Genomic DNA, 12,045 nt, shown 5'->3' on the forward strand with positions numbered 1-12,045 from the left:
TGGTTTACGTATTGCTGAAGTTCCTGTTCGACCAAGGAAACACGGTGGTTCATTGGAGTGCCCGATTGACGTTTGCCGATTTTGGTCGCTTGTTTAGTTTACAAACCTTACCCGTGGAATGGAGGGTCTATTTAGCAAACGATCTGGTTTTTCCTCATCCATAATTTAGCTAATCAACAGGCCTGGAAAAAGTACAACTAATCCGGCTGAAATCAGCCGGATGGGGGGAGTGGCCCTCCATGAAGTGTACAAAATCCCACTAAAGCCCGTTCACGCCAGAATTCCAGCCCATTAGTGTTACTTTTTCCACTTCGCTTCCGTTCCCTATGAACCTCCTTGCGTTCCATCTGCTTGTTCAGGTTCTCCGGTTCCATTCCTATGGAAACAATGCAAAGTATGCTTGACACAAAATGCAAAGCAAACTATACTAAAAATGCAAAGTAAACGTTGCAGGAGAGTGGTCACTTGAAGACAAGAATTGCGGAACTGCGCAAGCAGAACAAGCTGTCCCAGGAAGAGCTGGGGCTGATCGTAGGCGTTACCCGGCAAACCATCACCTCCCTTGAAACGGGAAAATATGCGGCTTCCCTTGTTCTTGCCTACAAGATTGCTAAGCATTTTGGACTCACCATTGAAGATGTTTTTGATTTCAGCGAAGTGGAGGATTTGTAATGGACAATTACAAGATTCAAGTTAAAAATCGCAGGAACGCACTGTCACTGATAGTTGCTGCCACGCTATTGATCTATGTGGGACTTGTGTTTTACCGCGGTGGTCTGCCCGAATTGCCCAGTTTTATAAAGGGATTTCACACAGGTGCTTTTATCGGCGCTGAATTGGGCTTCGTTTTTTTTCTCGCCAAGTACATTAAAGCCAGCAAAAATGACGCAGAACTGAAGAAGCTGTACATCGAGGAGAACGACGAGCGGAGCGGACTGATTATCCAGAGTGCCAGCTTGCTCAGCATAGTCATAATTCTCGTAGGTCTGGCCATTGCTGCCGTGATAGCAGGTTTCTTCAATTCCTTGATATTCTACACCTTACTGGCTACCCTGCTATTTGTTTTGATCGTATTTTTTGCGCTGTGGAAGTATTACACGAATAAACACTGATGGTTCGCAGAACACGATTAAACAACGGAACACGTTAATTCAACAACACAGCGGCAGTTCCCGCTCAGAGCTGCCGCCGTTTAAAATTTTGGGGGCCAATGTTTTTTAATCCGGCAGTATCCATCTGTTGCATGAATTGAAGTCATGTACTTGCGATCCCCCGAGTTTCACTTATACATTCTTATCTTTTAAAAAAACAGAGTACCCCAGCAGCCCTGTTACCCGGCTCTTGGAACACTCCGCCTGAAATTCATTTCCCATGCAGCGCTTTTTGCGGCTTACTCTTTGTCTTCTTCAGCGGCCTCAGCATCCTCAGCCGTCACTGACGGCGTTTCCCGGTGGATGTTGATTCGGGTGATCCGCAGACGCGTGGCTTCCTCCACCTCAAAGGTGACATCGCCAACGACTACCCGCTTGCCTTTGGACGGATTGCCTTCCAGCTCCTTGAACAGCCAGCCGCCGATGGAATCCACTTCGTCATCTTCGATGACCACTCCGGTGAGATCATTGACATCCTCAATCAGCATGCGGCCCTCGACCGAGATGTACTCCCCATTATGTTCCACACTCGGACGCTCATCCTCGAACTCGTCATGCAGGTCGCCAACAATTTCTTCCAGGATTTCCTCAGCCGTGAGCAGCCCTGCCGTCCCGCCGTATTCGTCGACGACCAGTGTAAGCTGGGCCTTATTCTTCTGCATAAGCCGCAGCGCATGGCTGATCTCCATGGATTCAGGCACATTGAGGATCGGGCGGACCAGCGATGCCAGGTCGTTCTGCTGCTCCGGCTCAGCGAACAGCAGATCGGTGATATGAATGAAGCCGATAATCCGGTCCTTATCCTCAAAAGCGACCGGATACCGGGAATGCTTCGTCTCCGTAATAATCCGCATATTTTCTTCCAGAGAAAGATTGCTGTATAACACATCCATATCTGTACGCGGAAGCATGACTTCCCGGGCCAGCAGGTCGGAGAATTCAAAGATGTTGTCCATCAGCTTCATCTCATCCTTGTCAATGACCCCGCTCTTGGCGCTCTGGTTCATCAGAATGCGGATTTCCTCCTCCGAGTGGGCCGCTTCGGCCTCACTGGCCGGCTCTACACCCACCAGCCTCAGAAGCGCATTGGCTGAAGCATTCAGCACCCAGATGAAGGGCAGAAACAAATTATAGAAGAACATCAGCGGCGCGGACAGCAGCAGCGCAGAGCCTTCGGTTTTTTGGATTGCCAGGGATTTCGGTGCCAGCTCGCCCAGCACAATATGTAAAAAGGTAATGATCGAGAAGCCTATCACCACGGATACCGTGGATATTAACGTATGGTCGGTAACGCCGAGCTGTATCATCAGGGGCTCCACCAGCAATTCGGAAATCGCCGGTTCCCCCACCCAGCCCAGCCCCAGCGAGGCGAGTGTAATCCCGAACTGGGTAGCCGACAGATAGGCATCCAGCTTCTTGTTGACCTTCAGCGCATATCCGGCCATCTTGTTGCCTTCGCTGACCAGCTGCGTCAGGCGCGACTGCCTCACCTTCACGAGCGAGAACTCCGCTGCGACAAAGATGCCGTTCAACAATACGAGCACCAGAACCAGCAAAAGATTGAGCATCAATCTCCCTACTTCAAATTCCGTATGCACAATAACAACGCCTCATTTCTACAGAGTGATCGCTTTTCTTGTTTTGAAATCAACCTTCGGATAATACATATCGGCTACGAGAAGATTGGGACCACAGCAGCCGGCTTCATCACAGTGGCAGTTGACCTTCTGATTGAGCGGATGCTTCATCTGCCAATCGGCGAAGAGTTCGTCCAGCCTGGCGCTGCCAATGTTGCCAAAGGCGGAAATGTCGGCAAAATCCGTGACAAATACATCTCCTGTGAACAAATTGACATTCACGCGGTTTCTTCCGTCCGGATCATTGCGCAGAGTAACGTTCTTCTCCTTCCGCAACCTGCGGAGAAGCTTCCGGTCTTCCTCCAGAAGGCTGCAGGCGAAGAACGGAAGCGTGCCGAACAGCATCCACATACCGGGATCACGATGGTCCAGCAGATCATGAATCGCTGCGCCCATTTCCTTCAGGGACAGCACAGGGAGCTTCGATGCAAAGCTGGAGGCATACATCGGATGCACCTCATGCCGCCTTGCCCCCATATCGCCAATCAGCTTATGGATTTCCGGCAGCTTCCTGTGCGTCCGGTAATTAATCATGGATTCCGCAGAGATCAGCATGCCATCGCTGCTGAGGCGGCGGGAATTCTCCAGCATCGTATCATAGAGCCGGTATGCCGCTTCCTTCGGAACGGGGTGGCCGCTGTTCGCGAAGCCCACTTCATGAAAGTCATCTCCGTTCACATAATTGAAGGAGATATGCATAACATCCAAATAGGGCAGCAGCTGCTCATAACGGGAGTAAGGCATGGTCAGGTTGGAATTGATCTGCGACCGGATGCCCCGCTCACGGGCATATTTAAGCAGCGGCACGATCGTATTCTCCACAGTACCGGCGCGGAACATCGGCTCGCCGCCCGTAATGCTGATCGTCTGCAGATGCTCCACCTCTTCCAGGCGGTCCAGCATATTTTTAAGCGGCAGCATTTCTCCTTCTTTCATGGTCAGGCTGTCGCCAACCGCACAGTGCTCACAGCGCATATTGCACAGATTGGTAACCGTCATCTCTACACTGGTCAGCACATGGCGCCCATGCTTGCGCAGTGAAGTAATCGGGTCCCATGGATCGTAGCTTGGCGACAGCTCCCTTATTGGCATTGAAGATGGTTCTAGTATACTCATTTTCCTGGTGCTCCTTCGAGGCGTATTCCTTATTATTAACCCAAAAACAATGAAAAAGAACGGTAACTTACCCTATATCATACCACGACTGGGCAAAAAACTGCACTGATGGTGCTATAAGCCTCATTCCACCCGCAGATTTGCACCCGGAATTCAAATCAGGCTCAGCTTGCGCAAACTAAAAAAAGCGCGGCGGCAACGAAGCCCCGCGTCTGCGGCCGGCCCGTTTCCCACCCTCGCTTCGAACCGGGAGTCAGGTGGCTTTTACCACAGCCCCGTCTTCACCGTTCACATCCACAATCACTACAGAAAGCTTATTGCCCAGATCAAGCTCAAAGGGAACAACGGGTTCGCCTTCAGGGCCGCTCAGCACACGCACTACCGGCCTGTGCGGTATTGCAGGATCAATCTTGACCACAATACCGCTCTCCCCCGTACTAAGCTTGACCGTCAGACCCAGCGGATAGATCGCCACACGGTCCCTGAACAGCTCCAGCTGCTTCTGTTCATACAGCGTTCCCGAGCCTACATACAGTGCTTCTACCGCCTGATGCGGCAGCATGGCCTTTTTGTAGATCCGGTTCGAGGTCATGGCATCATACGAGTCCGCAACGCCCAGCCACTTGGCATACTCATGGATTTGCGGCCCCTTCAGCCCGCGCGGATAACCGGAGCCGTCGATGCGCTCATGATGCTGCAGAGCGCAGTGCGCCGCAAGCAGCGGGATATTCGGCTCATCCTTGAGAATCCGGTAGCCGATTTCGGTGTGGGCCTGCATATGCCGGAATTCCTCGTCCGTGAGCATGCCGGGCTTCTGGACGATTTTGACGGGAATCTGCGTTTTGCCGATATCATGCAGCAGCGCACCCAGGCCGATAATCCGCAGCTCTTCCCTGCTGTAGCCATAAGCAATTCCGAGCACCAGCGTGTACAGGCAGACATTCAGGGAGTGAACATACAGGTAGTTGTCGGCCGTGTGCATATCAAGCAGCATAATCATGGGATCTTCCTGCGTGGCCAGATCATCCAGGATGGAATCCATCACCTTGGAGAATTTCTTGTCCAGATGATAAAAGCCCTTGGTAATGCCGGAAGCGCCGGACATCTGCTGGAACTGGCTTCTGACGACCTTGAGCGCCTGATTGCGCGTCTCATCCTGCAGCATGCCGGTAATCACAACATCCTCCGTGACGGCATCCTCTATATAGATATAGCCGATGTCGATCCTGGCCAGCCGCTTGATCAGGGACTCCGTAAGCTCCACGCCATCTGCGAGCAGGACCAGTCCTTCATCATTATATATTTTTTTACCCAGCTTCATTCCCGCCTGAAGCCGATTCACGGATACTAGACGCACCTTGGCTCACTCCTGCCCTTAACGGTAGATTGCTATTCTGTTCCAAATCCCCCAGGTGACACTCTGTGTAAATACCGTTGCCTTGTGCGACTAGTCAAGAGCTTCTGCAGATTAACGCATAATAAACAGCCAGAATACAGCAGCCAGAATAAACCGGTAGATTGCGAAATGGGTCGGTCTGATCTTCTGGATCAGCTTCATGAACGCCACCACAACCACATAAGCGACGACAAATGAAATGACAAACCCGATTGCAAAATCCCAAACCGTATCCTTTGTAAAATATTGATAGGAATCAAGCAGCTCATAGCCGGACGCCGCACACATAATCGGTATCGCAATAAGGAACGAAAAATCCGCTGAAGCCTTGTAGCTGACTCCGCTGAGCATCCCCCCTGAGATCGTCGATCCCGACCGGGAGAATCCGGGCCACAGCACGGAAATAATCTGATAGAATCCAATCGCCAGCGCCTGCCCGTAGGACAGGTCATCCAGCTCATGCGCGGTAATGCGGATCTTCCGCCTGTTCACCCATTCCGCAACAATCATCAGAATCCCGCCGGCGACAAGCGCCCATAGTACGGTGGTGGCTCCAAAGAGGCTTTTAATGAAATCACGGGCGAAAAAAGCTACCGCAAGCGCCGGCACGATCCCCAGAATGACATGGATCAGATTCAGTCTGGAGGCCGGCATCACTCCGCCTCTGCCTATGCGGCTGCGCCCGATGCCCAGCAAATCCAGAACCCGCTGGCGGTATACCAGCGCGATAGCCAGAATAGCCCCAAGCTGGATGACAATCTCGTAGGTCTTCATAATGGGCGACTGCTCGTCAAAGCCGAGCAGCTTGGCGGTCAGAATCATGTGCCCCGTGGACGATACCGGAATAAATTCAGTTATGCCTTCTACAATTGCCAGAATTATTGCTGTAATTGTGTCCATATAATCCTCCTGATTTTGAGAAAATGAAGCCTGGTGCGGCGATCCTGAAATTTACGCCAAGCGAAGTCAGTGCGGTTCGCCGGACTCTGTCTCCCATCGGGAAACCCCGCATTCCTCAAGGCTTCCCGGCCGTTGAAGCTCCATCCGCAGCAAATCCCGCAGGAAATGGGGAAGCAGATACAACGGCTCGGTTCCATTCGCGATGCTCTCATATCCTATGCGGAAAGTGAACATGTCCAGTGTTCCGACGGAATAAACGGCCTTGTCGTCCAGCGGTTCCCCGCCGACCCAAACGGCAATACCGTTATCATAAGGCATGACCCTTGGATCGTACAAGATTTTTAATCCGTCCACAGCAAGGCTGCCCAGCAGCTTCCCCCGGAAACCGTAGCCGTAAATTGCCTTATTGAAGAACTCTTCGTTCAGGCTCTGCTCCAGGGCTGTGCGGATATCCTTGCCCTTAAGCCGGATAATGCAGGCGTTAATCGGAGACGGGCACAGCGCATGCAGCATCCCTGCCGTAATATTGCCTTGCGGCAAGGCTCCAAGCAGCTGTCCGCTGTTGACCAGGGACAATGGTGTCCCCGCGAAGCGCCGGACGGCCTGCGCCAGCAGGTTGCCTAAGGGCGATTCCCCCTGCGTATCCAGCGCCAGCTCACGGTCGGTGATCGCTACGGTCTCTTGAAGCACCTCACGTCCACGCTGCAAATGCAGCGCCGCCGCAGGGGATATCACATCCTCGCTGAGCGAAGGGTCAACGGTGAAGCATTGTCCGCTCACCAGCTTGAACGCTTTACCGCTGTCCGCCCGCTCAAAAATAAGCCGTCCCACATAACGGCCGAATTTGCCGGCACCGCAGACAGCTGTGCCGTTAATAATCTGCGGCGTCTCCAGCAGATGATGCGTATGCCCGCCCAGAATGGCATGGACTCCCTCAAGCTGCCCGGCCAGCCGCTGATCCGCCGGAAGCCCGAGATGGGAAAGGATCACCAGGAGATCCACTTGCGGAGCCAGAAGCTCGCATTGCCCGCGCAGCGCAGCCTCCGGGTCCAGCGCCTCCCAGCCGAGCAGCGCATAGAAGGAGTCGAAGGCTGCCGTAGCTCCCGTAACGCCTATTTTGATGCCGTCTTTTTCCAGGATCGCATGCCGCTTCATCCAGCCGGGCGGTTCTCCGGTAGAACTCTCCAGAATGTTGCAGCATACCACCGGACACTGAATGCCGGCATACAGGGCAGAAAGGACCTCCCGCGGAAAGGTCAGCCCCTCATTGTTGCCGATCGTGACGGCGTCATACCCGGTCAGATTAAGCATATCGATATTCGCCTGTCCCATAGTGCCTTCGGTTTCCACTGCAGCCCGGTCCATATGATCGCCTATATCCATCAAGAGCACAGGCTCTTCCCCGGCGGTTGCCTTCAGCTTGGCGATTTCCGCAGCAATGGGACTCATCATCTCAAAGTGGCTATGTATGTCATTAGTGTGAATCAGTGTCAGTCTTTGTGCTGCTGGCTCCATACGCTAAGCTTCCCTCCCACCTGTAAAGCCGTAATATATATTCGCGGCAGGCCCAATGATCTTATAGTGCCTAGCATAACATTTTCAGACTCAATATGGTATATTGGAAACATTATTGAAAGCCCCAAATCCAATACATTCAGAGGTGAATCAAGCATGCATTTGACAATCCGTCTGTTCGCCGGTCTGGCCGAAGTCATCGGCTCCTCCTCGCTGCCCTTTCACTCCCATGAGACTCCGCTTACTGCCGGAAGGCTGAAGGAGCTGCTCTCTGCAGCCTATCCGGATGCGGCTCCACAGATCAAGGTATCACTGGTTGCCATTGACCGCGAGTATGCTCCGGATGACTCTGCCATTTCCGAAGCTTCCGAGATTGCGCTTATCCCTCCCGTGTCCGGAGGAGAACCGGCCGCAGAGGTGCAGGAAACCGCCGACGGGCGCTTCATCATCACCGGCCAGCCGCTGAACGGGGAATCCCTGCTGGATAAAGTGCTGGACGTAAACCACGGCGCTTCCCTGCTTTTTGTCGGCACTACCCGGGAGATGACCGGCAGCCAGCGCACAACGGCGCTTCATTATGAAGCGTACATCCCCATGGCCCTCTCCAAGCTGCAGGAAATCGGAAGCGAGGTCGAGAAGCGGTGGAATGCCCGCTGCGCCATTGCACACCGTATCGGGCACGTAGGCCTCAAGGAAGCCAGTGTAATGATCGCCGTGTCCGCGCCTCACCGCGATACCTGTTACGAAGCCAGCCGGCATGCCATTGAAAGGCTGAAGGCCTCGGTGCCCGTATGGAAAAAAGACATCGGCGGCTCCGGAGAACAATGGCTTGGCTCTGATCCCAAAGCCAAGGAATACCGCAGCCCGTGAACTTTGCCGGTTAACATTTCAAACTATTGAATAATCCCGGCTTTGTTGCTATGCTGGAAAAAATCGCTAAAGTAAGGTGGCATAGTCATTGAGAGTACACGTATCGGACCTGAAACCGGGTGATTACCTGCGGATGGATACCTTTAGCTCAAGAGGGCTGCATGTATTGCCCAAAGGATCACAACTCCAAATCGAAGAGATTGCAAAGCTGATGCAGCATGGAGTAGATTACGTTGATATTGAAACCATCCAGGAGGCGCCTGCCCCTTCAAGCAGATATTCCATCATTCAGGCCGCCGCGGGCAATTTTGATACCATGATTGACGGCTTTGAATCTGTATATATGGAAGCCTTGACGAAGGGCAGCTTCAACCAGTCGGTCGTGGATGACATTCTGCAGCCCTCGCTCGCATCCTTGGACAAGCACAAGGATGTAGTCACCTTATTGCTGCTGCTTGACCGGGAAGACAATTATACCTATAACCATTCCCTGCAGGTAGGTATGCTGTCTTATTATATAGCATCATGGCTTGGATATTCCAAGAAGGAGTGCTACGAAATCGGCCGGGCCGGCTATCTGATCGACATCGGCAAATGCCGGATTTCACCTGACATTCTGAACAAGCCGGGCAAGCTGACAGCGGCAGAATTTGACGAAGTCAAACTACATACGATTTATGGCTATGAAATTATCCGCAATTCCATGGATGACCCCTACACTGCCCTGGTCGCACTTCAGCATCATGAACGTGAAGACGGTTCCGGGTATCCGCATAACCTGACCAAAGAGGATATTCACCCTTATTCCCAGATTGCCGCTGTAGCTGACATATACAGTGCCATGACCTCCCACCGGATCTATCAATCCAAGCAAGAGCTGATTTCCGTACTGCGTGAAATCAATACGCTCAGCTTCGGCAAGCTGAACGGCAAGCCGGTACAAGCCTTCATCCAGCATCTAATGCCCAATTTCATTGGAAAGCGTGTCCTGCTCAGCACCGGTGACTTAGGTGTAATCATCATGAACAATCCTCTGGACGTTTTCCGGCCGCTGGTGCAGATCGAAGGCCAATTCCTTGACCTGTCCCGCGAGCGCAAGATTGCGGTGGTGGAGATATACATGGAATGATTTCCGATCCCTCCCAAACCCTCCCTTAGCCAAGGGAGGGCCCCAAGGGTTCCACCCTCTGGACACCCGGAAGCTTGGCGGAAACCTGCGTCTGTGGCGGACAAGATGGAATCTTCGGCGCGTTAAGCCCGCCTTGAAGCTCCCTGCTTTGCTGCGCAAAGGGCGGGAGCTTCAAAGCTTAACTGCGGCGGAGAGCAGCAGGCGCTTCGCCGCGTTAAGCCCGCCTTGAAGTCCCTGCTTTGCTGCGCAAAGGGCGGGAGCTTCAAGGCTTAACTGCGGCGGTGAGCAGCAGGCGCTTTGGCGCGTTAAGCCCGCCTTGAAGCTCCCTGCTTTGCTGCGCAAAGGGCGGGAGCTTCAAAGCTTAACTGCGGCGGTGAGCAGCAGGCGCTTCGCCGCGTTAAGCCCGCCTTGAAGCTCCCTGCTTTGCTGCGCAAAGGGCGGGGGCTTCAAGGCTTAACTGCGGCGGAGAGCAGGCGCTACATAGCTTCACTGTGCGTGGAGAGCAGGCGCTTCGGTGCTTTGCTGCACGAAGGCCGGTGGCCCAATGCTTGCAACTGCGCTGTCAGCTCCCGGGAGATTCTCCAAGGGGCCGGAGTATGGAGAATCCATAGCGGCTGAATGTTCAACAAATGCCGCAGCAGCATTGAAAATCCGCAATTATACAGGCAAACAGGAGAGCCCCCCGCCGGAAACGGTTAGGGACTCTCCTGTTATTTTTCGGGAAATGATCTGGACTGTCAGTAATGAATATACTCATTTTACATTAAGGCTCCGGATCTCCGGGTAATCCGATTAGCGGATAATTTCCGCTGGCGGGCCGGATCAAATGCCTGGCGCAATTACAGCCGCAGCAGCTTGCGCGCTGTTCTTACAGCTCCCCGCCGTTGCTGGCGATGACTTTTTTGTACCAGTGGAAGGAATCCTTTCTCGAACGGTTCAGCGTTCCTCTGCCCTCGTCATCCAGATCCACGTAGATAAACCCGTAGCGCTTCGACATCTCCGAGGTGGACATGCTCACGAGATCAATCGGTCCCCAGCTTGTGTAGCCGATCAGTTCTACGCCGTCGAGAACGGCTTCCTTCATCTGGGCGATATGCTGGCGAAGGTAATCAATGCGGTAGCTGTCATGGACCGAGCCGTCGGCTTCCACCTTATCATATGCGCCGAGGCCGTTTTCCACAATAAACAAAGGCTTCCGGTAGCGGTCGTACATCGTGTTCAGCATAATCCGCAGCCCGATCGGGTCGATCTGCCAGCCCCATTCCGAGGCCTTCAGATACGGATTCTTCACGCCGCCGAACAGGTTGCCCTGCGCCCGCTCCCCTTCGGGACTGGCCGATACGGTCAGCGTCATGTAGTAGCTGAATGCCACATAGTCCACAGTGTGCAGCTTCAGAATTTCATCGTCGCCCGGCTCCTTGTGGAGAACCACATGATTTTCGGCAAAAAATCGGTCCATATACTTCGGATATTCACCGCGTGCGTGCACATCTGTGAAATACAGATTCATCTGGTTTTCCTGCTGGTTAAGCCGCACATCCTCAGGATTGCAGGTATTGGCATAGCTCTCCATCCGGGCCAGCATGCAGCCCATTTGCGATCCCGGAATAATCTCATGCACCAGCTTGGTTGCCAGCGCGCTCGCCACGAATTGGTGATGAAGCGCCTGATAGATCGTCTGCAGCTTATTCTCCGCCCGGTCGATCACAATCCCGCCCCCGGTAAAGGGACTTAATGTCATCATGTTGATCTCATTGAAGGTAATCCAGTATTTCACTTTATCCTTATAGCGGCGGAACACTGTCTCCGCATAACGGGTAAAGCATGAGATGACTTCGCGCGCGGCCCAGCCGTTGTACTTCTGCGTCAGACCCAGCGGTGTCTCGTAATGGGCCAGAGTGACCAGCGGCTCAATCCCGTATTTATGCAGCTCATCAAATACATTGTCATAGAACTGCAAGCCGGCTTCATTGGGTCCGGCATCGTCGCCATTCGGGAAAATCCTCGCCCAGTTGATCGACAGGCGGAAGACCTTGAAGCCCATCTCGGCAAATAAGGCAATGTCCTCCTTATAGCGGTGATAGAAATCCACCCCCTCGCGCTTAGGGAAGCGCGCTTTGAACTCTCCGGACAGAATCTGTCCGATCCGCCCGGAGGTGATTTCTATCGCATGATCATTATTGCGCTCGGCCTTGGGCACATAAGCGACCATATCGGCACTGGACAAGCCTTTGCCGTCTGCATCATAAGCGCCTTCGAGCTGATTTGCGGCGGTTGCGCCGCCCCATAGAAAGTTTGCCGGAAATCCTTTGCTGATTGCAGTCATTATTG

Annotated in this window: 10 protein-coding genes; 4 read left to right on the forward strand and 6 right to left on the reverse strand. The window is 53.2% G+C overall.

Going from position 1 to position 12,045, the window contains the following annotated elements:
- Positions 1-465: 465 nt before the first annotated feature.
- Together HYD27_RS20835 and HYD27_RS20840 are read left to right on the forward strand one after the other, a co-directional pair.
- Positions 466-672 carry a helix-turn-helix transcriptional regulator gene (locus HYD27_RS20835; protein ID WP_219218352.1) on the forward strand — a complete coding sequence of 69 codons (207 nt, stop codon included), beginning with the start codon at positions 466-468 and terminating at the stop codon, positions 670-672.
- Positions 672-1,112: a hypothetical protein gene (locus HYD27_RS20840; RefSeq protein ID WP_219218353.1), complete on the forward strand. Its 441-nt coding sequence runs from the start codon at positions 672-674 to the stop codon at positions 1,110-1,112. Before HYD27_RS20835 ends, HYD27_RS20840 begins: the two co-directional genes overlap by 1 nt.
- A 278-nt stretch (positions 1,113-1,390) precedes the next feature.
- Here the strand turns inward: HYD27_RS20840 and HYD27_RS20845 are convergent, their stop codons facing one another.
- The 5 genes from HYD27_RS20845 to HYD27_RS20865 all read right to left on the reverse strand — a co-directional run bounded on the left by HYD27_RS20845 (position 1,391) and on the right by HYD27_RS20865 (position 7,715).
- Positions 1,391-2,719 carry a hemolysin family protein gene (locus tag HYD27_RS20845; RefSeq protein WP_219218462.1) on the reverse strand — a complete coding sequence of 443 codons (1,329 nt, stop codon included), beginning with the start codon at positions 2,717-2,719 and terminating at the stop codon, positions 1,391-1,393.
- Positions 2,720-2,767: 48 nt separating this feature from the next.
- Positions 2,768-3,904 carry a radical SAM/CxCxxxxC motif protein YfkAB gene (gene yfkAB, locus HYD27_RS20850; RefSeq protein ID WP_219218354.1) on the reverse strand — a complete coding sequence of 379 codons (1,137 nt, stop codon included), beginning with the start codon at positions 3,902-3,904 and terminating at the stop codon, positions 2,768-2,770.
- 253 nt (positions 3,905-4,157) lie between these two features.
- Positions 4,158-5,261, reverse strand: a complete 1,104-nt coding sequence (locus tag HYD27_RS20855; protein ID WP_219218355.1) for an HD-GYP domain-containing protein — start codon at positions 5,259-5,261, stop codon at positions 4,158-4,160.
- Between the two features lie 111 nt (positions 5,262-5,372).
- Positions 5,373-6,200, reverse strand: coding sequence for an undecaprenyl-diphosphate phosphatase (locus tag HYD27_RS20860; RefSeq protein ID WP_219218356.1), 828 nt, complete (start codon positions 6,198-6,200; stop codon positions 5,373-5,375).
- A gap of 66 nt (positions 6,201-6,266) precedes the next feature.
- Positions 6,267-7,715 carry a bifunctional metallophosphatase/5'-nucleotidase gene (locus HYD27_RS20865; RefSeq protein WP_219218357.1) on the reverse strand — a complete coding sequence of 483 codons (1,449 nt, stop codon included), beginning with the start codon at positions 7,713-7,715 and terminating at the stop codon, positions 6,267-6,269.
- 156 nt (positions 7,716-7,871) lie between these two features.
- Here HYD27_RS20865 and HYD27_RS20870 point away from each other — a divergent pair, with 156 nt between their 5' ends.
- Entirely contained in the window at positions 7,872-8,585 is a 714-nt protein-coding gene (locus tag HYD27_RS20870) for a molybdenum cofactor biosynthesis protein (RefSeq protein WP_219218358.1), read from the forward strand.
- Between the two features lie 88 nt (positions 8,586-8,673).
- The gene (locus tag HYD27_RS20875; protein WP_219218359.1) at positions 8,674-9,714 is read left to right on the forward strand and encodes an HD-GYP domain-containing protein; all 1,041 of its coding nucleotides are present in this window, start codon (positions 8,674-8,676) and stop codon (positions 9,712-9,714) included.
- A gap of 868 nt (positions 9,715-10,582) precedes the next feature.
- Here the strand turns inward: HYD27_RS20875 and HYD27_RS20880 are convergent.
- Positions 10,583-12,040 (reverse strand): glycoside hydrolase family 1 protein, encoded by a 1,458-nt coding sequence (locus HYD27_RS20880; RefSeq protein WP_219218360.1) that lies wholly within the window; start codon positions 12,038-12,040, stop codon positions 10,583-10,585.
- Positions 12,041-12,045 lie beyond the last annotated feature (5 nt).

It is taken from the genome of Paenibacillus sp. S150, assembly GCF_019352175.1.
Taxonomy (GTDB): Bacteria; Bacillota; Bacilli; order Paenibacillales; family Paenibacillaceae; genus Paenibacillus_AQ.